Annotated in this window: 17 protein-coding genes; 11 read left to right on the forward strand and 6 right to left on the reverse strand. The window is 35.7% G+C overall.

The annotated features are described in order from the left end of the window. Nucleotides 1-500 precede the first annotated feature (500 nt). Nucleotides 501-866 carry a response regulator gene (locus ACFIL3_RS02160; protein ID WP_273724078.1) on the forward strand — a complete coding sequence of 122 codons (366 nt, stop codon included), beginning with the start codon at nt 501-503 and terminating at the stop codon, nt 864-866. Nucleotides 867-1,177: 311 nt separating this feature from the next. Here ACFIL3_RS02160 and rpsI read toward each other — a convergent pair whose 3' ends face one another. Continuing rightward, entirely contained in the window at nt 1,178-1,663 is a 486-nt protein-coding gene (rpsI, locus tag ACFIL3_RS02165; RefSeq protein ID WP_015856545.1) for a 30S ribosomal protein S9, read from the reverse strand. Nucleotides 1,664-1,665: 2 nt separating this feature from the next. Continuing rightward, nucleotides 1,666-2,130 (reverse strand): 50S ribosomal protein L13, encoded by a 465-nt coding sequence (gene rplM / locus ACFIL3_RS02170; RefSeq protein ID WP_015856544.1) that lies wholly within the window; start codon nt 2,128-2,130, stop codon nt 1,666-1,668. A gap of 296 nt (nt 2,131-2,426) precedes the next feature. Between rplM and recJ the strand changes: the two genes are divergently transcribed. Next, on the forward strand, nt 2,427-4,211 hold the full coding sequence (recJ, locus tag ACFIL3_RS02175; RefSeq protein ID WP_375681804.1) for a single-stranded-DNA-specific exonuclease RecJ: 1,785 nt from the start codon (nt 2,427-2,429) through the stop codon (nt 4,209-4,211). Between the two features lie 17 nt (nt 4,212-4,228). Here the strand turns inward: recJ and parE are convergent, their stop codons facing one another. The 4 genes from parE to ACFIL3_RS02195 form a co-directional block, all read right to left on the reverse strand. Next, complete coding sequence (parE, locus tag ACFIL3_RS02180; RefSeq protein WP_375681805.1) at nt 4,229-6,295, reverse strand: DNA topoisomerase IV subunit B; 2,067 nt, start codon at nt 6,293-6,295, stop codon at nt 4,229-4,231. An 82-nt stretch (nt 6,296-6,377) separates the two neighbouring features. Beyond that, nucleotides 6,378-7,115, reverse strand: coding sequence for a lipoyl(octanoyl) transferase LipB (gene lipB, locus ACFIL3_RS02185; RefSeq protein ID WP_375629025.1), 738 nt, complete (start codon nt 7,113-7,115; stop codon nt 6,378-6,380). Nucleotides 7,116-7,262: 147 nt separating this feature from the next. Further along, nucleotides 7,263-8,114 (reverse strand): TPM domain-containing protein, encoded by an 852-nt coding sequence (locus tag ACFIL3_RS02190; protein ID WP_375629027.1) that lies wholly within the window; start codon nt 8,112-8,114, stop codon nt 7,263-7,265. Next, on the reverse strand, nt 8,114-8,740 hold the full coding sequence (locus ACFIL3_RS02195) for a LemA family protein (RefSeq protein WP_375629028.1): 627 nt from the start codon (nt 8,738-8,740) through the stop codon (nt 8,114-8,116). Before ACFIL3_RS02195 ends, ACFIL3_RS02190 begins: the two co-directional genes overlap by 1 nt. Before the next feature lie 421 nt (nt 8,741-9,161). On the opposite strand from ACFIL3_RS02195, the gene ACFIL3_RS02200 reads away from it, so the two are divergent. From ACFIL3_RS02200 to ACFIL3_RS02240, 9 genes are all read left to right on the forward strand, one after another. Beyond that, nucleotides 9,162-9,938 (forward strand): class I SAM-dependent methyltransferase, encoded by a 777-nt coding sequence (locus ACFIL3_RS02200; RefSeq protein WP_375632401.1) that lies wholly within the window; start codon nt 9,162-9,164, stop codon nt 9,936-9,938. A 1,318-nt stretch (nt 9,939-11,256) separates the two neighbouring features. Beyond that, nucleotides 11,257-12,795, forward strand: a complete 1,539-nt coding sequence (gene hutH, locus ACFIL3_RS02205; protein WP_375681392.1) for a histidine ammonia-lyase — start codon at nt 11,257-11,259, stop codon at nt 12,793-12,795. A gap of 399 nt (nt 12,796-13,194) precedes the next feature. Then, nucleotides 13,195-13,554 carry a hypothetical protein gene (locus tag ACFIL3_RS02210; protein ID WP_375613125.1) on the forward strand — a complete coding sequence of 120 codons (360 nt, stop codon included), beginning with the start codon at nt 13,195-13,197 and terminating at the stop codon, nt 13,552-13,554. Nucleotides 13,555-14,002: 448 nt separating this feature from the next. Then, complete coding sequence (locus ACFIL3_RS02215; protein WP_375629034.1) at nt 14,003-15,385, forward strand: amino acid permease; 1,383 nt, start codon at nt 14,003-14,005, stop codon at nt 15,383-15,385. A gap of 945 nt (nt 15,386-16,330) precedes the next feature. After that, nucleotides 16,331-16,492, forward strand: coding sequence for a hypothetical protein (locus tag ACFIL3_RS02220; RefSeq protein ID WP_375613123.1), 162 nt, complete (start codon nt 16,331-16,333; stop codon nt 16,490-16,492). A gap of 122 nt (nt 16,493-16,614) precedes the next feature. Beyond that, nucleotides 16,615-17,028: a hypothetical protein gene (locus tag ACFIL3_RS02225; RefSeq protein WP_375681806.1), complete on the forward strand. Its 414-nt coding sequence runs from the start codon at nt 16,615-16,617 to the stop codon at nt 17,026-17,028. A 363-nt stretch (nt 17,029-17,391) separates the two neighbouring features. After that, nucleotides 17,392-17,793, forward strand: a complete 402-nt coding sequence (locus tag ACFIL3_RS02230; RefSeq protein ID WP_375613121.1) for a hypothetical protein — start codon at nt 17,392-17,394, stop codon at nt 17,791-17,793. 161 nt (nt 17,794-17,954) lie between these two features. Continuing rightward, nucleotides 17,955-18,404 carry a hypothetical protein gene (locus ACFIL3_RS02235; protein WP_375611505.1) on the forward strand — a complete coding sequence of 150 codons (450 nt, stop codon included), beginning with the start codon at nt 17,955-17,957 and terminating at the stop codon, nt 18,402-18,404. Nucleotides 18,405-19,352: 948 nt separating this feature from the next. Next, complete coding sequence (locus ACFIL3_RS02240; protein ID WP_375613119.1) at nt 19,353-22,106, forward strand: autotransporter outer membrane beta-barrel domain-containing protein; 2,754 nt, start codon at nt 19,353-19,355, stop codon at nt 22,104-22,106. Nucleotides 22,107-22,198 lie beyond the last annotated feature (92 nt).

Consider the following 22,198-nt stretch of genomic DNA (forward strand, 5'->3'; position numbering starts at 1 on the left):
ATGTTTTATATTAAATAAACCGTGATATTTAATCACGGTTTATTTTTTTTTTAATCTTAATGACCTTGATAAGTTTATCCTTTTATATCATTAAGATATTGTTTTGTGGATGCCAGTATATGGTGCATTAAATTCAGCTAATCAGTTGCTTTTTAAATTTACTTAAATTTTTTTCTCTTCAAAATGCGCATTTGAGCTAAGTTTGTGGTTGATATTTTTTTATGATGAAAACGCGAATGCATTAATTGAGATATCCATAAACTTTGTATATCAACTCAAAAAATACAAGGTCACACAATCTTACGACTATTTGTGGGTTTTATGTTGATGAACTGAATAAGTATAGCGATGCGTCTTACAAATATTTGCAAAAATGCTTTTATTGGAATCTTTTAATCTCTTTGTGGTTTACAATTCATTTTATCATTTTATCTTAAGCAAAGAGAATGTGGATTCATTTCTATTTCTCTATTTTATCTGAGAAGGGTGGAGTTATACGAATGTCAAAAAAAGTCATGATCGTGGAAGATAATGAGCTTAATATGAAGTTATTTCGCGATCTTGTAGAAGCGAGTGGTTATGAAACCGTTGAAACACGTAATGGTCTTATGGCATTAGATTTGGCGCGTTCATCAATGCCATCTCTTATCCTTGTGGATATCCAGTTGCCAGAGGTCTCTGGAATAGATGTTATTAAACAATTAAAAGAAGATGAAGAACTTCGATCAATCCCCGTTGTTGCTGTAACAGCTTTTGCTATGAAAGGCGATGAGGAGCGAATTCGAGCCAGTGGATGTGAAGAATATATGTCAAAGCCTATTTCTGTCCCTCATTTTATTACAATGGTAAAGCATTTCTTGGACTAAAGCTTGTTAAGTGATGATAGAAAAAATATTGAAAAGCTTATAAGATTGCTAAAGTTGTCGCGTAAATATTTTTGTGCTTTAGCACGTCGATATATTACAAGTTAGTAAAACAGATTTAAAAAATTGAAACTGAAGTTTTGAATTTTTTCGGTCTATTTTTCTTGCCTTTTATCTTAAGAGAAGAGGTTGTTTTGCATTCTTGTTTTTTCTAATCGGTATAGATTTGTTCCTACATTCATCTAAAAGTCTGTTTTAGCAGTTTAAAAAAGCCCCGTTTTTGTCCGAGGCTTTATGCATTGCAAAAATTGAAATTAACGCTTTGAGAATTGGAAAGAACGACGTGCTTTTGCTTTACCGTATTTTTTACGTTCAACAACACGACTATCACGGGTAAGAAACCCACCTTTTTTCAAGATTGAGCGAAGTTCTGGTTCGTAATAGGTTAAAGCTTTGGAAATGCCATGGCGCACTGCACCGGCTTGTCCAGAAAGACCACCGCCTGCAACGGTTGCAATAATATCAAACTGGGTATCCCTATTTGTTGCAACAATTGGTTGACGAAGAATCATTCTAAGAACAGGACGAGCAAAATATTTGTCAAATTCCTTATTGTTGATCGTGATTTTTCCAGAACCTGGTTTAATCCATACACGCGCAACAGCGTCTTTACGCTTTCCTGTTGCGTAAGCACGTCCTTGTGAATCAAGCTTCTGCACGTGAACAGGAACAACATTTTCATGTGTTTCTGTAATACTTGTTACTATGCTAAGCTCAGAAAGAGAATTAATTTCAGCCATAATCAAGCAATCCTTTTGTTTTTGCGGTTTAAAGCACCAACGTCAAGAGATTCAGGCTGTTGTGCTTCATGTGGATGTTGGCTTCCAGCGTAAACACGTAGATTCTTCAATTGACGGCGACCAAGAGGCCCTCGAGGAATCATGCGCTCTACTGCTTTTTCAATAACGCGTTCGGGAAAACGCCCCTCAAGAAGTTGACGTGCTGTACGTTGTTTGATTCCACCAATATAGCCGGTATGCCAATAATATTTTTTATCCGTATATTTTTTGCCAGTGAGAGCTATTTTATCTGCATTAATGACAATAACGTTGTCACCATCATCAACATGTGGAGTAAATGTAGCTTTATGTTTGCCACGTAAGCGGTTAGCAACAAATGTGGCAAGACGACCCAAAACAAGGTTTTCTGCGTCAATAATAACCCATTTTTTCACCACTTCAGTTGGCTTTTGTGAAAAAGTTGCCATAGAAGTATCCTTTATTAGAACCCTTTTAATATAAGGGAATTTTTACTGTTTTGCGTTGAAAATTGTTACCATAGCGAAATATTTAACGCATACTACTTGCTCTGATATAATGTCTTTTGATTGACGTCAAGAGAAAATAAAAACTTTATAAAACAATATGTTACAAGAAAGGTATTATAATACCCCATTAAAAGAAGTTTGTAGACCATTTAAACTTAAAATGAATGTTGCAAAAGACTATTTTATCTTTAACGCATGATTGTCTTTTATCGTTCTTCATTATAAAATAAGAAATAATGCAGTGGTCTCGTTATTTTCTCAATGTTGAATCTTCTGCTTGTGGTCAAGCTTGGTTAGATGCCCTTGATGTTCAAGGGATAAATAACGCGCGCGCTATTTCTCAAAAATTTGGCTTTCCAGATCAGTTAGCTCGAGTACTTTCAGCAAGAGATGTGGATGAAGCTGAGGCTGTTGCTTTTATTAATCCAACATTGCGTACGCTTATGCCTGATCCAGAAAGTTTTAGGGATATGCAATGCGCTGCAGAGCGCATTGTTAAGGCTCTTCTCAATCAAGAACAGGTTGCTGTGTTTGGTGATTATGATGTTGATGGTGCTTGTTCATCGGCACTCATAGCACGTTTTTTTCGTTATTTTGGTATTGAAGTCAAAATTTATATTCCTGATCGTATTGTTGAAGGCTATGGTCCGAATGAACAAGCAATGAGAATGCTTGTGCAAGAAGGCGCTCGGTTAATTATCACTGTTGATTGTGGCGCAAACAGTCCTGATGCCGTAAAAGCAGCGAGGCTTGCTGGTGCTGATGTTGTGATTTTAGATCATCATCAAATGTCAGAGATTCATCAAGAAGCTGTTGCTCTTGTCAATCCTAATCGTCCTGATGATTTTTCTAAACAGGGGTATTTATGTGCAGCTGGCGTTGTTTTTGTTACGTTAGCTTGGGTTCATCATTTGCTGCGGAAAAAACAATTCCAAGGACCGCTGCCTGATCTTTTAAGTATGCTTGATCTTGTTGCATTGGCAACCATATGTGATGTCGTTCCATTACAGGGGGTTAACCGTGCTTTTGTGTTAAAAGGGCTTCAAGTTGCTCGTTCTATGCATAATCTAGGAATAACAGCTTTAACAAAGGTTGCACGAATAGGGGAGCCGCTTAATAGTTTTCATTTAGGTTTTTTATTAGGTCCTAGAATTAATGCAGGAGGGCGCATTGGTGATCAAGCTTTGGGAGCACGTTTGCTTAGCTGTGAGAATAAAGATGAAGCGGACAGAATAGCAGAACAATTAGATCGGCTTAATCAAGAACGCCAAGAAATGGAGAATATTCAATTAGCACAAGCGGAATCCTATATTGCTTCTCTTTATCAAGGTCAAGAAACACCATTGTCACTTGTCATTTCTCATAAAGAATGGCATCCGGGGATTATTGGTATTCTTGCTTCCCGCCTCAAAGAGCGTTTTTTTTGTCCTGTTTTTGCTATTGCTTTGAAAGAAGATGGAAATGGCGTAGGGTCGGGACGCTCAATTAATGGTATAGATTTAGGAGCACTCGTTCGTGAAGCTGTTACACTCAATTTATTAGAAAAAGGAGGGGGGCATAGTATGGCAGCAGGAATTACAATTCAATCAACAAAAATTGAAATTTTTCGAAAATGGCTAGAAGAAAAAGTTTCTTTAATGGTTTCACAGTTGCGTGCAAAAAAATCTCTTAGTATAGATGGTTCTCTTTCTGCTTCTGGTGTTAATGAAGCGCTGTTTGAATTGCTTGAAAAAGCAGGGCCATTTGGGGCAGGGAATGCAACACCTGTTTTTGTTCTTCCCTCTCATCGACTGGTGAATCTATCTGAAGTTGGTAAAGGACATCTTCGCCTCATTGTATCTAATGTTGAAGGAAAAAAACTACAAGGAATAGCTTTTCGTGCTGTAGGGACATCGCTAGGTGATTTTCTTTTTGAAAATATTGGTGAAATGATTCATTTAGCTGGTCATCTTAGTTTGAATTATTGGAATGGAACGATCAATCCGCAACTGCGCGTGATTGACGCAGCTGCAGTGGTTTGAAAGGGATATTTTTTACATTAGATGTCTAGATTAGAAGCAAAAGTAGAGTTTTCTTGTATGAAACGAAATCGTGCTTCTGGTTTTGTTCCCATGAGACTTTCTACAGTCTTTTTCGTTTCTTGCATTTCCACGGCATCAATAGAAACACGAAGCAATGTACGTTTTTGAGGATGCATAGTCGTTTCTTTAAGTTGTTCTGCGCGCATTTCACCCAGCCCTTTAAAACGCCCGATTTCGATTTTAGCTTTTCCAGTAAATTCAGTTTTGAGCAATTCATCCTTATGAATATCGTCACGAGCATAAGCAACTTTTCCTCCTTGCGATATTCTATAAAGGGGAGGGACGGCAAGATATAAATGTCCCTGATGAATAAGGTCAGGCATTTCTTGAAAGAAGAAGGTAATGAGCAGTGACGCAATATGAGCACCATCAACATCAGCATCTGTCATGATGATAATACGTTCATATCTGAGATCTTTTTCACGATACTTGGAGCGTGTTCCACATCCAAGAGCAAGGATCAGATCGCTAATTGTTTGGCTTGAGTTCATTTTTTCATGTGCAGCACTGGCGACATTTAAGATTTTACCACGAAGAGGTAAAATTGCTTGGTTTGCTCTATTTCTTGCTTGTTTAGCAGATCCTCCTGCTGAATCCCCTTCAACAATGAATAGTTCAGCACCCAAAGCATGGTTCTGGCTACAATCTGCAAGTTTACCGGGCAGACGTAATTTACGGACAGCAGTTTTTCGACTTATTTCTCTATCTTGGCGTCGTCTAACACGTTCTTCAGCACGTTCAATAACCCAATCGAGAAGTTTTGTTGCTTCTTGTGGGGAATTTGCTAACCAATGATCAAAGGGATCGCGGATTGCATTCTCAACGATACGCTGTGCTTCAATGGTTGCTAATCGATCTTTTGTTTGTCCAACAAATTCAGGGTTACTGATAAAGACTGAAAGTATTGCGGCTGTTGAAATCATAATATCGTCAGACGTAATAATCGTTGCGCGCTTGTTTCCTATTAACTCAGCGTAGGATTTCAATCCACGCAAAAGAGCTTGACGTAATCCTATTTCATGTGTTCCGCCTTCTCCTGTAGGAATCGTATTGCAGTAAGATTGCACACAAGAATCACCACCATGCCAAGCGATAGCCCACTCAACGGAGCCATGGCCATTATTGTGGTGTGTTTTGCCAGAAAAAATTTCTGACGTTACTCGATATTCATCTTTTAGTGACGAAAGTAAATAGTCTTTAAGCCCATCGGGAAAATGAAAAACAGCTTTTTCAGGAATATTTTTTGCGCCTTCAAGTATGACGGGATCACAAGACCAGCGAATTTTTACGCCACCAAAAAGATAGGCTTTGGAGCATGTCATCTTATAGATTTTTTCTGGATCAAAAGCTGCTTTTTCACCAAAAATTTCATGATCAGGATGAAAACGAACGCGCGTACCACGACGATTATAAACATCTCCCAGATCTTCCAATCCAGATTGAGGAATACCGCGTGAGAAACGTTGGCGGTAAAGTTTTCGTTCTCGTGCAACTTCAACTTCCATATCATCAGAAAGAGCATTGACGACAGAAATTCCTACTCCATGAAGTCCACCAGCAGTTTGATAAGCCTTTCCATCAAATTTTCCCCCTGAGTGGAGTTGTGTCATAATAACTTCAAGAGTCGATTTCTCAGGCATTTGAGGATGATTTTCGACAGGAATACCCCGTCCATTATCTGTAACGGTTATATAACCGTTCCTATCTAATGAGACCTCAATAGAATCTGCATAACCCGCAACAGCTTCATCCATCGCGTTATCAATAATTTCGGCAAATAAATGATGAAGCGCTTTACTGTCTGTTCCACCAATATACATTCCAGGGCGTAAACGTACCGGCTCTAAACCCTCAAGAACTCGAATAGAGAGGGCATTATAGTCATCTTCTTGCGTATCTTTTGCACTTTTTCTTGAAATCATCGCGTTTGATTTCATTGGAGACTGCAGAGTGTTTTCTTTTGTATTTACCCGAGATTGGGCTTTATTTAAAACACTAAAAAGATCCTTTTTGTTATCGCTCATAGCGTTTAACTATCCACCTCATCAAATAAAATATTCATTAAAATAAATTTTATGCCTGTTTTTTATTTAAAAATCAATGCACTTAGGAAACATCAATTGTTGGACCAAAAATTTTTTCAAAAGCGTGTTTGAGAGCAATATCAATATCATGCATTGCTACAGGGCAACCTAGATCAAGAAAGCTTGTTACACCGTGGTTTGTAATTCCACAAGGAACAATTCCTGAATAATGGGCTAAATTAGGATTAACATTGATAGAAACTCCATGAAAACTTATCCATTTGCGCACTCGAATGCCAATAGCTGCAATTTTATCTTCGGAAGAAAGATCATTTTGTTTTGATGGGCAATGAGACTGTTTAACCCAGACACCAACGCGATCTTCTCTGCGTTCGCCTTTAATATTAAAGTTGGCAAGCATCTGTATGATCCATTCTTCTAATGCACTAATGAAAGCACGAATGTCTTGTTTCCGGCGTTTAAGATCAAGCATGATATAAGCAATACGCTGTCCTGGACCGTGATATGTAAATTCACCTCCACGTCCTGCTTCATAAACAGGGAATAAATTAGGCGCCAAAAGATCTTTTTTATTTGCACTCGTTCCCGCTGTATAAAGGGAAGGGTGTTCGAGAAGCCAAACTTGTTCATGCGCAGTTTTTGCAAGAATTTTTTCTACACGTTCTTGCATATAACGCAGAGCTTCAGGATACTCAATCAGATGATCGCTTATTTTCCATTCGACGGGTGGATTTTCTAGAATTGCATTAAAATGATGTGATAAGTGATTACGATCTGTATGTTTCAATTCACATGTCATGGGTAATATTTATCTTGATGTTTGAGTTTGTATTGTAATCAATAAAAGTGATTACAGAGTAAGGTATAGAATTGTTGAATAAAAGAGAATACGTTCATAAAATTTTATCTTAAGAAGATTTGCTACGCTTAAAAATCCACGTTCCTTTTACCATCTTCCTGTTGCACCACCACCACCTGATGATCCACCACCACCCCTAAATCCCCCTCCACCTCGAGGACCACCGAATCTTCCACCAGGATATCTGCCACCGGCACTTAAGTTAAGAAACCAAGGTGTGAAGATGATCCCCAGCCAGAGATACTTTTGTGGACCCACTTTTTTACCAAAAATCATTGCAAGAATGGGCAAACCAACGACTATAAAGAGAATGAGAAACATAATTGCATTGATTACCATTTCTTCTTTTTCAGCTTGTTTACGTTGTTCTTCAACGATTTTAGCTTTTTCTTTGATGCGAAAAGTAAAATCAGAATCACTTTCTGTAATAACTTTGATAATTGTATCAACTGCTTCAGCAATTCCTTTTTGATAATTTCCTTCGCGAAAATTAGGAATCATGAAGCTATTAATAATGACAGAGGAAAGAGCATCTGTTAGCTCTCCTTCCAAACCATATCCAACTTCGATACGTGCTGTGCGTTCATTCGGTGCAATGACCAGTAATACACCATTATTGATCTTCTTTTGGCCTAATCCCCATGTACGAAAAAGAGAATTGCTGTACGTTTCTATATCGTTGCCCGAAAGAGTAGGGAGTGTTACAAGAACAATTTGATCTCCCGTTTTCTCTTCGAGTGCTGCCAGTTTTTTTGTCAAGTCTTCCTTGGTTGCATTATCGAGCAAATGAGCCACATCATTAACATAACCTGTTAAATGAGGAAATTTTATTTGCGAACAAGCGATACTTCCCAATGCAGCAACTAAATACAGAGAGCAGATAAAAGCCCATAATTTTGGAAATACAATACGTTGCAAAGAGTATCGAAATGATTTCATTAATTAAAATTAACCTTTGGTGTTTGTTGGCTATCAGTATCGATGGTAAAAGTTGGCATAGGTTTAGCATCACGAAACCATAATTTTGCCCAAATCATCGTCGGCATTGTTTTGAGTGCAGTATTGTAGGCACGTACTGTTTCAATATAATCGCGGCGCGCAACGGAAATACGGTTTTCTGTTCCTTCTAATTGTGATTGAAGAGCAAGAAAGTTTTGGTTTGCTTTAAGATCCGGATAGTTTTCAACAACAGCCATAAGTCGCGAAAGTGCACTTGATAAATTTGCTTGATTTTTGAGATATTGCTGCATAACTTCTGGATTATTCAACATATCTGCATTAATGTTGACTTGTGTTGCTTTAGCACGTGCTTCAATTACATTTGTGAAAACACTTTGTTCATGAGCTGCGTAAGCTTTAACTGTTTCTACAAGATTGGGGATGAGATCTATACGACGTTGATATTGATTGAGCACTTCACTCCATGCTGCATGTGCTTTTTCTTCATTTGTTGGTATCGTATTAAATCCGCACCCACTTAAAAATGGCACTAACCATGCCAAAAGAATCACGATTGGAAATTTTTTTAATATTTTAAACATTGAAGAAGTTTGTACATTTAACATAAAGATGTCTCCACAGATATTTTATGTATTATATAGGGTTTATTTTCTTGGTGGAAAGTATTTTGAACTTTATAAACAGGCGTATTTATCAATAAATTGATATCTCTCTGCGTTTTAGGTACGCTTAAGTGACTTGTTGATGTTAAAATAATAATAGTAATATAGATGTCATCTTATAAAAGATCAATAATATTTATATCAATTATTATTACAGAAAAATATATTATTTTCGTAGGAGTTTTGGGTTTCGCAACGTGCAGATAACAATTGGAAAAGAGAAAAATGTAAGTATCAATCTTATGGAAAGATAGAAGGTCAGGGCAGTTCTTATTTTCCTCCTTTAGAAGTTATGTTTAATACATTGGATAAAAAGGCTTTTTTATTATGTATGGTAGTAATTGAGAAGGAGGGTGAAAGTCCTATGATAGAAAGTGTTCAGCGGCAAAGTGAAAAGTTTGATGGATTGGCTAATGATTATGATCGTTATCGTCCTCGCTATCCCCTTACTTTATTTAAAACCATGCTCCATCCTTTTAAGAACAAAAAGCATTTGTCCATTGTGGATGTGGGTGCTGGGACAGGCATCGCATTAGAGGGAATTGTTAAATTTTTAGGAAATGAGCACCAATATCATGCTATCGATGTATCGGCAGATATGATTAAGCAGGGGCGAAAAAAATTTCCTACGGTGCAGTGGTATCAGGGCCGTGCCGAAGACCTATTGCCTCAAATTGGCGAGGTTGATCTTGTCATTGCAGCGCAAGCGTTTCAGTGGATGGATCGTCCCAAGTTGCTTTGTTCTGTTTCAGATCAACTTCGAGTCAATGGTGTCATGGCGGTTATTCAAAATAATCGTGATTTCAAGCATAGCGAATTTCTAGAGGCTTATGAGACATTGTTAGAGAAAATGAGTCCGAATTATTCCCGTTATTATCGTAATTTTGATTTTTTACAGGAAATGACTGATGGCTTTGGGGTAGATCCAGAAAAGATTTTTTTTCATACGCACAATTGGACGATGATGATCCCATCTGAAGCTTTTATTGGAATGAGCCGCTCTTCAACGCAAGCGCAACGCGCTATTGCTTGCTATGGGGAAGAATATTTGCGGCAATTGGTCGCATTGATAAAGAAATATGAAGTGCAAGGCAATTTGGAGCTTTTGTATCGAAGTGAGCTCTATATGTATGCAGGATAATCCGATATCGATGATTGCTTTTGCTCTTTTAGCACATCAGAGTGGGCGGTATTCAGGAAATTAACGCCTTATTAAGGCAGACTTTGAGGGCGAAAGTTTTTTTCTTCAGCATTCACATTGACATCTTATTACCGCTGATTTTCATTGTTCACTTGATATGAGAGAGTTTAAATAGAAAATTTATGCAGTGCATTATAGTATCGAAGCGCTTTTTTTACTGCAGTTTAACAACAGATTATTTTATAAAATAAGAAGAGGTAGATTGAATAGAAATATTTGATAATTCTTTGTTTTTATGATTGTTTTTTGTTATTAAATGAGAGTGTTTTTAATAAATTTTGACAAAAACAACTGAAAAAGTACAAAAAATTATCATAATCAGAAATTTGTAGTAAAAAAGGTAATGGCTTGGAAGCACCTTTAAAAAACAACTCATTTTGAAATTATCTCTAAATTCAGATTCAATATAACAAAAAAGTAAAATATAAATATGCTATATGAAGCATTTCTCTGTTTAAAAGATATAATATAAAACAATATATTAATTATTTTTTTTTGATATAAGAAAACTTCTTTTATTTTCTATTTTAAATAACGGGTTAGGCCGATTCTTATGTGGTTTTATTGAAGATGTGTTTTTCAAGGTTTAATCTGGCGCTTTAAATACAATTTTAGAAGTCGCAAATAAGCTCAATTTCTTCTCTGTTGTGATGTGTTAAATAAGTTTTTTAATTTTCTATAGAGTTTGATTTTTGCAATCATGATAGATTGTGACAGCTATCTATTTAAGGTTTTTATAAGTTTAGTAAGAATAGCTTGATAATAAATCCATTGATTTTTTCATCTTTACGCTTCATAAAAGAATAAGCCTGCACCATCACGCACTTTGTCATTTCCCAATGTTGCGACAGCCCTTGACACGGTTCATAAGAGGAGTTTTTAGTCCTTTTTTACAGTTTTATCCATACGCCAATCTCGCTTATGACGTGCAAGCGAATGGTTTTGATTTATTCAACATACACAGATGTGGAATGAGAGAGTTTTAAGATATTCAGCTCTCTCATTTAATATGAAGCATGCTAGATTATGATTATAAATTAAAGCTTTATCTATTTTTGAAATCCATGACTTGGTTGTGTTTGTCAATATTTCATTTTCATTTATCGTAAACTATTCTACTTTTGGATAATAACTCCATTGTAAGGAATACCTTTAAGAAAGCATTCTCGCTTTAAAGAGTCGTTATAGTTTTTTTTGTTTTATAGAAGGATCAATAATGCTAAACGTTATACTTTGATAAAAAAAAAGAAAGTAGATTATGACTATTATACTGAAACCGAGCGAGGTGACGCTTAGTGAGCTTGCAGCTATTTATTTTAATGGTGAAGTGAGTAAACTTCATAATGACACGCATTTAGCTATCGAGAAAGGGGCTCAGCGCATTGCTGAAATTGCTGCTGGAAGTGAGCCTGTGTACGGTATTAATACTGGTTTTGGGAAGTTGGCTTCCATTAAAATTGATGCGGACGATGTCGCTGTTTTACAGAGAAACCTTATTTTGTCCCATTGTTGTGGGGTAGGAGAGCCTTTAGCTGAAAATATTGTGCGTTTGATAATGAGCTTAAAGCTTATCTCTTTAGGAAGAGGGGCTTCAGGAGTTCGTCTAGAATTGGTAAATTTGCTGGAAAATATGCTTGCAAAGGGCGTCATTCCTGTCATCCCTGAAAAAGGGTCTGTTGGTGCTTCAGGTGATCTAGCTCCACTTGCTCACATGGCGGCTGTTATGATGGGAGAAGGAGAAGCATTTTTTCAAAATATTCGTATGAGTGGGGCGGTTGCATTAGAGAAAGCGGGATTGTCCCCTATTATTTTAGAGGCAAAGGAAGGTCTAGCTCTTATTAATGGAACTCAAACATCAACAGCCCTTGCACTTGCTGGTCTTTTTCGAGGTTATCGGGCATTGTGTGGTGGATTGTTGGCAGGGGCTTTGACGACAGATGCTATCATGGGATCAACGGCGCCATTTCATCCTGATATCCATATTTTACGAGGACATTATGGGCAGATTGCTGTATCGAAAACATTAGAAAAGCTTGTAGAGGATTCAGAAATTCGTGCAGCACATTTACGGGGGGATGAGCGTGTACAAGATCCTTATTGTATACGTTGCCAGCCACAGGTCATGGGGGCATGTTTTGATATTTTGCTGGCAGCAGCAAAAACACTGATTATTGAAGCAAATGCTGTTACAGATAATCCATTGATTTTAAGGAATGGTGAAGTTGTATCAGGTGGGAATTTTCATGCTGAACCTGTAGCGTTTGCTGCTGATCAGATTGCTCTTGCTTTATGTGAAATAGGATCTATTTCTCAACGGCGTATTGCTCTTATGGTTGATCCAGCAGTTTCTTATGGACTTCCAGCTTTTTTAGCGCATAATGCGGGTCTTAATTCAGGTTTTATGATTGCTGAAGTAACAGCGGCAGCTTTAATGTCTGAAAATAAGCAAATGGCCCATCCTGCTTCCGTTGATTCAATCCCAACTTCTGCCAATCAAGAAGATCATGTTTCAATGGCTTGCCATGGAGCGCGTCGGTTATTGGTAATGAGCGAAAATCTTTTTACACTTATTGGCATTGAAACGCTTGTTGCAGCACAAGGAATTGAATATCGTGCACCTTTAAAAACAAGTACTTTTTTGCAATCCGTTATGGAATGTCTACGAAAAAATGTTGCTTCTCTTAAGGAAGATCGCTATCTGGCTCCAGATCTTCATCAAGCACATATACTTGTGCGTGAAGGGCACTTATTATCTGTTTTACCAGAAACAATTTTTCCTTCATTAAGTTTTCAATAGTATTTGTTTGAAGGTCAATGCTGAAGGGCGGATATTGAATTTTAAAACTTTCTCATATGAAAATATAGAGGAGCGATACAATATTTGAATTATTTAATAAATCATATATTTATTACTGTATATATCTGATTTTTGTAGTTAACTAGATATTATGTTATTTTATAGAAACTATAAACTTAAAGCACCTATATTTTCTGATTTATATCAGAAATTTTAATATAAGTTAAATAATATCCACGAATTATATATTCGTGATATTATATTTCTATAAATATAAATTATAATATATGTATTGTATCGAGTAAAAATAAAAGTTTTATTTTATATTATTCTTATTTGTTAATACTTTATGAATTTTATAGTTTATTTTTGATATTTAAAATAAAAAAGGAGAAAGGAATGTTTAAAAGTGCTAAATTATGTGTTTCAATAACAGTTCTTTTTTTCTCTCAAATTCTTGAGATTCATGCAAATTTTAGGAGAGGTAGCTTTCCAGAGGAAGTTTTCATTATGATAGTGGCCCAAGAGAAAGAGCCTCTTATTTCAGCGAAAAACAAAGATTTTATTGCTATATCAGGGCAAATTCCCAGAGGTAAGGAGAACGCTATCATCGGACCAACAATCAAAGATGCTCTTTTTACCGTATATTTTTTTTTCATTGGAAAGCTTGTCGTTAAGGCAGCTGGAGTCCTTAAAAGATGGGTTGTAGATACACTTTCTCATACTTTTGAAAACTTGCGAGATTCGTATTATCATTAATTGAGCTATTCAATTGGCGTAAAAAGTTTTTTTATAAGCTCAAAGAGAGTTGGCTTAAAGTAACAAAAAATTAATTGTATGCATAGTTAATGTGTTTGTTATGAATTTTTAGGCTTCTATTTCAGTGCACTGAAATAGAAGCCTAAAAGTTTAGATTACATTAAGGTTAATTTTCTCTGTAAAAAACTAGAGAATACGAAATGAATTAAATGACAATTATGAAAAAATTCATTATCACTTTATTTGAATAAAATAATACGAAATTGTAGGCTATAAAAGCTGAATAATTCGCAATAAAAGTATTTTTTCATTGTTTAGAGCAAAGTGTTGGACTGGCTGGTCTTCGATGTTTTTTGAAATATATTTGTGAAAGAAACATGAGGCTTTATTTCTCATAGAGCTGTTATCGTGGTGTGGATTGTCAGCATTTCAAAAAGTAAGGAAAGAAATGGCAATAAATGAACTGAAAAGAGGGATGAGTAAGCGCCAAGTTATTTTTTTAGCTCTTGGTTCTGCTATTGGAACAGGTCTTTTTTATGGGTCTGCACAGGCAATTAAGCTTGCGGGTCCCAGTGTTTTGATTGCCTATTGTATTGCTGGTTTAGCTATTTTTATGGTTATGCGGGCTCTAGGAGAGATGATACTTCATAATCCATTGCCTGGTTCTTTTGCTCGTTATGCGGCAAATTATATATCACCATTAGCAGGTTTTTTAACGGGATGGACATATGTATTTGAGATGATTCTTGTTGGTTTGGCTGATATTACAGCTTTTGCGACTTATATGGGGTTTTGGTATCCTGATGTTGCTCCTTGGGTATGGGCACTGAGTATTACATTAATCATCACAGGTATTAATTTAGCGGCTGTAGAAGTCTATGGTGAACTAGAGTTTTGGCTATCTTCTATTAAAGTTATCGCTATCATTGCGATGATTATTTTAGGAATAGCAATTATTTTTTGGGGGTGGGGTGAAGGTGCAGATTTTTCTACCGTTACTGTTCATAATTTATGGAAAAATGGTGGACTTTTTCCCAATGGTTGGTTTGGTTTTTTAGCTTGCTTTAGTGTTGTTGTTTTTGCTTTTGGTGGCATAGAAATCATTGGCATGGCAGTTATGGAAGTTCAAAACCCTCATCAAACGATTTCAAAGGCAATTAATTCTACTCCAGTTCGTATTTTGCTTTTTTACGTCATGACGTTAGCTATTTTAATGTCTCTTTATCCTTGGAATGAGATTGGTCTCATGGATAGCCCTTTTGTATCCATTTTTGAAAATCTTGGGATTTCATATGCAGCAAATATTTTAAATATTGTTGTTGTTACAGCGGCTATTTCAGCAATGAATAGTGGAATGTATGGTGCTTGTCGTATGATCCATGGTTTATCGCAGGAAGGTTATGCTTTAAAAAAGTTTCAATATTTATCAAAAAACGGTATACCAGTTTTTGTTATTTTGATGATCTTCGGTATTTTTCTTCTTGGTGCTGTCCTTAATTATTTTTATCATGAAAAGCTTTTTTTTCTTATTGCTGCAATGGCAACATTTGCGACAGTTTTTGTTTGGATGATGATTCTACTTTCACAATTTTTTATGCGAATTAAGATGCCTAAAGAAGCACAGAATGGTTTAAAATTTCCCATTCCATTTTGGCCAATAGGATCGATTTTTTCTATTTTATTTATGGTTTTTATTTTTATTCTCCTATGGTATTTTGATGAGACACGACCAGTTTTAATTATAGGTGTTATTTGGATTGCTTGGCTTGTTATTTGTTTCTATACACTTAAACTTTATAATTTTAAGCAAAAGAAGCTGAATAAAATGTGAATAGAGAAAAAACTCAAAACAAATAGCTGATGTCATCAGGAGAACAGGTGTTTGATTGTTTTCTCTAAAGGTTAGAACAATCTAGATTGAAAAAATCTGCTCGTTATTATTTTGCTTTGGAAGTTTTTGTGAGCCATTGTTTACGGTAACGACAAAATCATATAAATATTAGGCGTTTTTTTGATGGTGAGCTGTGCCATCAATATAAGTCTTTCAGGTTAAAATGCCTAACAGTGCAAATAGATTTTACCAGATACATGATTATAGGCAGATATCTTTTTCTAGACGTATTAATGAAGTTCTGTTTCACGAAAGAAGTTATTGTAAGAATTGTTTTTTAGCTCTTTAAAAAATTGGTTGTTTAAATTTTGTTGTTTAGAAAATTACTATTGCTTTTAGAAGCGAAGATAAAGTTCTTTATGTATTTTTTCTCAAAGAGGATTGGCGTTGGTAGAAAATAGTGGATAACAAAGTTACATGAGGCATTGTATCATTGTTTTTACAAAAACTTTAATAAACAGCAGCAAGGTATTACAATAAAATCTCATAGAAGAGTAAATTAAAGAGAACAATGAACGTGTGACAGTTTTACGATTCTTATTGCTCTCACAAGAGGAAGGATCAAACTTATTTTTTAATATTGATACAAGAGTAATTTTTATCACAAGTGGAGGCGGACAAAATGCACTCCGCAACTGTATTTCGGTGCAAAATTATTCGATATTACCATAAAAGGCGCTCAAGAACACTACAACCAGCAAAAAAATCATTGGAAAATTGCTTTTTACACGAGAAATCTTCCAATAGCTCTGAACACACACAACAACAATGATTTCCTCTATCCTTGAGGCAACAGGCAATGTTGACATAGACGCATAAGGAGATGCCACGATTATTGCTTCTCATCTGATTTCTGGTCAAGATATCAATGTAATGGGGGAAAGTATGACGATTGTTGGCATGACAGACCATCATAGCAGCCATTCACAGACGCATGAAACAGGTTTTGATGGGAATAAATTTGACTTTGTAAGCAGAATTATTGGCGGTAATGGCTATACCTACGAAACGATACCTGCTGGCAGTAACGTTTGGATAGAATGGTAGAGAGTGGCTACAAATCCCATAAATCCCCATACCTGTCTTGGAGATGCGGGTCCAAAATGCCAAAAATTTTATGGCACATCTCATTTAGAACAAAAGCCTTGAATTAGATCATGGAGTAAAAAATGAAACACATCGTAAAATTATTAAGTGCTGTAACTTTGTTAAGTATAGCTGGATGTCAGTTTAATAAAACTCCTGGAGGGTATTTGAGTGCGTGGGAAAAGCCAGGAGCAGATTTTACAGAGATAGGAAAAGGCTTGTTAGAATGTGGTATGCTAACTCCTTATGATGTCGATCCAGAAAACAGAAAGCAGAGCATCAATGCAAAAGCAACAACTTATGCTTGCATGCTTCAATCAGGTTTCCGCTATAAAGATGAAGAGGTAGCAAGAGCGGGTGGACCATGTTATACTTTTAGAGCCGAAAACTTGCCGATTTGTCGTTCAGGCGCAGTCATCCCGAGGCGCAGTGTCAAGAAGCGCTTGAACAGCCCTTTTTGTAAAAAATATAAAAATGCACCTGAATGCAAACCTTAAGTCTTGCTGTTTGTGACGATCACAATCCCTACCTTCATGTTTCTCATACCCGTACGCGGGGGGCTTAATTCAGCATGTCAATGCTATTTATTTATGGGTACCACAACTGTTGGCGCAATAATATGAAATATCTATTTTGGTTATAATCAAAATATTGATAATAATTATAAGCATATCGTTGATAGATAGATGATTTTAGTAATAATTTTACCGTATTTTTGATATAATAATTATGGCATAATCTTCGGAAAGATAAAAATAATATAGGTTGATAATGTTCATCATTGTTTTGGAAATAAAAAACAGCATGTAAAATAATTTATAGATTGTTTCGTAATATCAAAATTACTCAAGGATAGGAAAATGAAGCAGATTTTAAAATTATTAAGCGGGATAACCTTATTTGTTATGGCTGGATGCTACCCTGAGCAGCCTTCTCGAACAGCTGTAGATGCATGGGAAAAATCAGGTGCTGATCAGCTTGAGATCAAAAAAGCTCTGTTAGAATGTGGAATACAGCATCTTGATGGTCGTCTTGATACAGAAACAAGTACTGATGAGAAATTCAATGCTGAGGAGTCTGTGAATGCATGTATGATCCAAGCAGGTTTCCAAGATAAATTGGGAAGAATGAAGTGGTGTGAGAAATATAAAAATCTTCCAATTTGTCAGCCTGATGCAGTTATTCCTCAGCGAAGTGTAGAGAGGCGTTTGAATAGTCCTCATTGTGAAGAGCATAAAGAACAACCTGAATGTCAACCTTAAGTATTGAGGCTGCTGTAATCAAAAATCCTTCCATTCTTGTTTTTGCATGGGGGGTGGGATTGTTTCTTCAATATCTATATGCTAACAAAAGTCATCTTGCGTGTGAGAAAATATTAGAAGACTTATCAGTCTTTCTATCGTAAATATTGACGGAGGGGGAAATGAAAAAAACATTGAAATTATTGATTGCTATAATTTTATTAAGCTCTGCTGGGTGTATTAGCAAACCTCCCCCATCGACGTTAGAATTATGGGAAAAGTCTGGTGTCAGTAAGTCTATGGTCCAACAAGCACTGTCAAAATGTGGTTGGAAACCAATCTACGCTTCTTCTAAAAATATGGATTCGCGTGCAAGTGATTTTGCAGCAGTTTATGAGTGCATGACTAAAGCAGGTTATCGGTACAAATTACAAGATTCAAAGGGAATCTATTTTTCATCAACGCCGCGAAGTGATTCATTTTTAGTCAATTTAATGGTAGCAGGGTATCAGCAGGTTATGGACAATGATACTTTTGGTGTAACCAATTCGACACAACAAGAGCGAGATTTGATGTTACGTTTTGAAAATGATAAAAAGCGCCAGAAAATAAAAAAAGCTTTGCACAAGTGATCATCAACAGTAGAACGTTAATTTTTAAAGCAATAATTAAATAAACATATTAAACGGGAGAAGAGAGAAATATAGCTCTTTTGTCTCTAATGTAGTTATATTCATCAGCTACGAGATTGGCAATAGTGTTGTTGTCAGATGATGCTAGCGGAGGAGAGTGAGTTGTTGTTTAGAGAAATTTATTCAATATAAAGAATGGCAAATAATAGCTTTGCTAAAATATCTTCTTTAACGATAATAAACAGATAGCTTTCATAGAGCTAATTTTGATGAAATTTTATTTTGGTGTTTTTTAAGTTCAGAATGGTGAGTGTTTTACTGTATTTTAGATTTTATCAAAAGATCTAAAATATTACATTTATTAATTCAAATCATTGATGATAGGGTATTAGGAGAAGTTTTTTATTTATTCAAATTTCTTTGTTAGATATCTAGCATTTTTAATATAGAAATTGTGTACATTAGCTTATACATTAGTGTGCAATTTCTTGTTTTTTTGTTGTAGTTGAAGAGATGATGCGGTTATAGATTTCGTATACTGTATCTTTTTGTTCTGTGTTTTATTAAAACGTTTTAATCGTTTAATCTTAGAAGTTATTCTCATTTTGTTGTATTTTTATTTTTTGGTGGTGAGATAAATTGAATATTATATCTCTTCAAAATTCGCATTTTTTTACGTTTTTTTAAGATTGGTTTTTTGGCCTTTTGTAATTACAGTTTCCAGCGGTTTTTGAGATGCATTCTTTAAAGGGATTTTCATCCTAAATGGTATTTTTAAACTTTTTGTTCTTTCTTTACATAAAACACAAAACATATTATTGAATGCTATGATTTTATCATGAAAAATAAAATAATTTTGTTTGTTTTATTCTTGTTGTGTTTAATTTGTGGTTTATTTTTTTGCCAGCATTTTTTGTTTTTGTTGAAAAAAGAAAGTTTTGAAAAACAATGATAATCAAGGTATCTAACAATCACTTGTATTCGTGCGTTTTTACAGCAGCTATTTTTTCTTTTTTGTTAAATATAAATATTGAGGCACATTCTCATTCATATACATCACTGTCATGTGACAAAAACAAATTACCTTATGAATGCAGTGATGGTTCAAAGCATACAATTAGTGATAAAGTATATAAATTCACGGCGCCTGTTAAAGAAACGAATGGGGAGGGTCGTTCTCTCATGTTACCTGCTGCTATAGTAGTGCAGGAGCCAAATACAGTTATTCAGGCAACGCGTGTAGAGGTTGAAGGGACTGCGGGTATAGAAGATATTTATGGTGTTTTTGTATCACGAGGGGGAAAAATTGTTTTGAGCGATTCAGCTTTTAAAAATGTATCAATAGGTCTTAAAGCTGATAATGGAATGATTGAGGTTGATCGTGGAACAATTGAGGCTTTTCAGATTGCTGCTTATGCAGAGAAGCGAGGAGCATCTGTTACGTTAACGAATACAAAAATTAAAGTGGAAGGTTTGGGTATCGGTCAAGAGAGTGCTCTTTTCGTTAGTGCTGATGCGGGTATTCAGATGAAAAGTGGATTTATTGATGTGAATGATGCTGCTGCGCTTTATGTGGGGAGAGGGGGGAGTGCGACTTTAGATGGTGTTACCATTGCTTCAAAATATCAAAAAACAGAAGACAAAGAAAATACAAATGAAAAAATTACACATACAGTTTTCAATGTAAAACATCAGGGTTCTGTTTATGTAAAAAATACGAATATTATTTCTACGGATGTTCATGTTTTAACAGTTGGACAAGATTCTAACACGCCATCCAATAACGGCAGGGAAGGAAATATTTTAATTTCGCGGGTTAATATTGAAGATTCAACAATTAAAGCAATAGGTAACAAACATGGTATGTATTTTGAGAGGGATGAGGAAAATGATGCGTATGAACAGGGGCTTGTCTTTTTGAAAAGGACGATTTTTGAGGTTCCAGATGGGACAGCTGTTCATAGTCATAACAGTCGTATTTATATTGGAGTAACAGAAGGTACAAAAATTTTTGGTGACTTATTATTAACAGCTGAAAAAGGGGGAAGTGTAGCGATTTTGGCTAATTCTTCTTCATTGATAGGAGGGACTCGTGTTGCCGATGATTCTATTGCTGAGCTTTATTTAACAGGGGGATCAAAATGGTTTTTGACAAAAAGAAGAGAGATCGATTTGCAAGTTGCAAACCGTACAAGTTCGTCTATTTCATTTGTGAAAGTTTCTGATAGTTTTATTGCTTTTGAGACTCCAATGTTTCAGGAGTATCAGACACTTCATATTGGGAAGGGAGAAAAAGAAGTTTATAGTGCGCAAGATAGGGCAGATATTTATCTCAATACGCATCTCAGTAGTGATGGTTTGCTCGATAATACAAAAACTGATCGGCTTTTAATACATGGTGATGTTTCTGGAAAAACAACAGTTTATGTGCAATTTGTTGCAGGAAATCAGGGTGAGATAGCAACCGGTGAAAATGCTCATAGTATTTCACTTATTCAGGTTTCTGGAAAAGCGGCAGAGGATTCTTTTCAGTTAAATCGTGCTTATATCGCATTAGAGGGTTTGCCTTACCAATATTATCTTCATGCTTATGGTCCAGCTTCTGCTCTTGGAAATGCACAAACTTCTCAAAGATTGGTTGAAGGAGATGGAGATTTTTGGGATTTTCGCCTTGAAAGTAAATATATTCAGCCTGTTTTAGAGGTGTCTGCTATTCCCCCTTCTGAGTTAAAGGTCAGAGAGGTTGTTCCACAAGTTCCGACCTATCTTTTGTTACCAAATGCTTTGTTTCATGTTGGGCTCATGGATATGAGTCATCAACAAAAGCAGTTGCAAGTTAGGCGGTCTATTCCTCGTAAATTATTAAAAGTTGAAGGGAACTTTGCTTTATCTGTCCACGGTTATGGTGGGAGTTATCGTTATGTCTCAGATCTTTCTACACTTAAATATGGGTACGATGGTCATGTTGATTATAACGCTATAAAAACAGATATTTTGCTCAAAACAATAGAGCGTGCATATAGTACGACATCTTTTGGGATTATGGGAACCTATGGAAAGCTTTCCTTACAACCTCATAACGTGGAACAAAGTCAAAAGAGTACATTTAATAAATGGTCATTTACGGCATATGCTAGTGTGAAACATTACACTGATTTTTACGTAGACGGTCTTTTATCTTATGGTTTGTTTAAAGGGGATGTGCGTAGCCGTGTTTGGGGTAAGACGGCGACATTAAAAGCAAATCCTTTGAACGTGTCGTTTTCTGCTGGTAAAGTGTCTATGACAGGATATAAAGATCTTATTTTTGATCTGCAACTTCAGCTTATTTATCAACATCTTCAATTTGATAAGTTTCGTGATATTGATGGATTTGATGTTGAGATGAAAAAAATAGATCAATGGTTTATGCGTATTGGTGGGCGTTTAAGTAAAACATTTACAGCCTCTGAAAAGGATCGTATCATTTCTTTTTATGGCAATATTCATCTTGCTCATTGTTTTGGTAAAGAACAATTTGTTCATTTTAAAGATGTTTTTCAGTTGAGTTCTTTTGGTTCTTCCTTAGAAGTTGGCTTGGGTGTCAATTCACAGTTTTCTTCTAAAGTTACACTTCACAGTGATCTTAGCTATCAGCATAGGTTAACCAAGGCTGGTTTTTCTGGAGTTCGTTTTTCTGGTGGATTGCGCTATCATTTTTAAGCAATCTTTTTAAAAATAATAAATGTGATTTTCGAAGTCTTGTTCTACTATCGGAATTAAAACCATTGTTTGTGCAGAATTTTTTAATAATG

The sequence above is a fragment of the Bartonella sp. CE47NXGY genome (assembly GCF_042195415.1).
Lineage (GTDB): Bacteria > Pseudomonadota > Alphaproteobacteria > Rhizobiales > Rhizobiaceae > Bartonella.

What these genes read in the sequence shown, in the direction of transcription:
- rplM (WP_015856544.1), bottom strand. Translation starts at nt 2,130, where the DNA reads ATGGCAACTTTTTCACAAAAGCCAACTGAAGTGGTGAAAAAATGGGTT.
- ACFIL3_RS02200 (WP_375632401.1), top strand. Translation starts at nt 9,162, where the DNA reads ATGATAGAAAGTGTTCAGCGGCAAAGTGAAAAGTTTGATGGATTGGCT.
- ACFIL3_RS02160 (WP_273724078.1), top strand. Translation starts at nt 501, where the DNA reads ATGTCAAAAAAAGTCATGATCGTGGAAGATAATGAGCTTAATATGAAG.
- ACFIL3_RS02210 (WP_375613125.1), top strand. Translation starts at nt 13,195, where the DNA reads ATGTTTAAAAGTGCTAAATTATGTGTTTCAATAACAGTTCTTTTTTTC.
- ACFIL3_RS02220 (WP_375613123.1), top strand. Translation starts at nt 16,331, where the DNA reads ATGACGATTGTTGGCATGACAGACCATCATAGCAGCCATTCACAGACG.
- ACFIL3_RS02195 (WP_375629028.1), bottom strand. Translation starts at nt 8,740, where the DNA reads ATGTTAAATGTACAAACTTCTTCAATGTTTAAAATATTAAAAAAATTT.
- ACFIL3_RS02230 (WP_375613121.1), top strand. Translation starts at nt 17,392, where the DNA reads ATGAAGCAGATTTTAAAATTATTAAGCGGGATAACCTTATTTGTTATG.
- ACFIL3_RS02225 (WP_375681806.1), top strand. Translation starts at nt 16,615, where the DNA reads ATGAAACACATCGTAAAATTATTAAGTGCTGTAACTTTGTTAAGTATA.
- recJ (WP_375681804.1), top strand. Translation starts at nt 2,427, where the DNA reads ATGCAGTGGTCTCGTTATTTTCTCAATGTTGAATCTTCTGCTTGTGGT.
- rpsI (WP_015856545.1), bottom strand. Translation starts at nt 1,663, where the DNA reads ATGGCTGAAATTAATTCTCTTTCTGAGCTTAGCATAGTAACAAGTATT.
- ACFIL3_RS02190 (WP_375629027.1), bottom strand. Translation starts at nt 8,114, where the DNA reads ATGAAATCATTTCGATACTCTTTGCAACGTATTGTATTTCCAAAATTA.
- lipB (WP_375629025.1), bottom strand. Translation starts at nt 7,115, where the DNA reads ATGACATGTGAATTGAAACATACAGATCGTAATCACTTATCACATCAT.
- ACFIL3_RS02235 (WP_375611505.1), top strand. Translation starts at nt 17,955, where the DNA reads ATGAAAAAAACATTGAAATTATTGATTGCTATAATTTTATTAAGCTCT.
- ACFIL3_RS02240 (WP_375613119.1), top strand. Translation starts at nt 19,353, where the DNA reads ATGATAATCAAGGTATCTAACAATCACTTGTATTCGTGCGTTTTTACA.
- hutH (WP_375681392.1), top strand. Translation starts at nt 11,257, where the DNA reads ATGACTATTATACTGAAACCGAGCGAGGTGACGCTTAGTGAGCTTGCA.
- ACFIL3_RS02215 (WP_375629034.1), top strand. Translation starts at nt 14,003, where the DNA reads ATGGCAATAAATGAACTGAAAAGAGGGATGAGTAAGCGCCAAGTTATT.
- parE (WP_375681805.1), bottom strand. Translation starts at nt 6,295, where the DNA reads ATGAGCGATAACAAAAAGGATCTTTTTAGTGTTTTAAATAAAGCCCAA.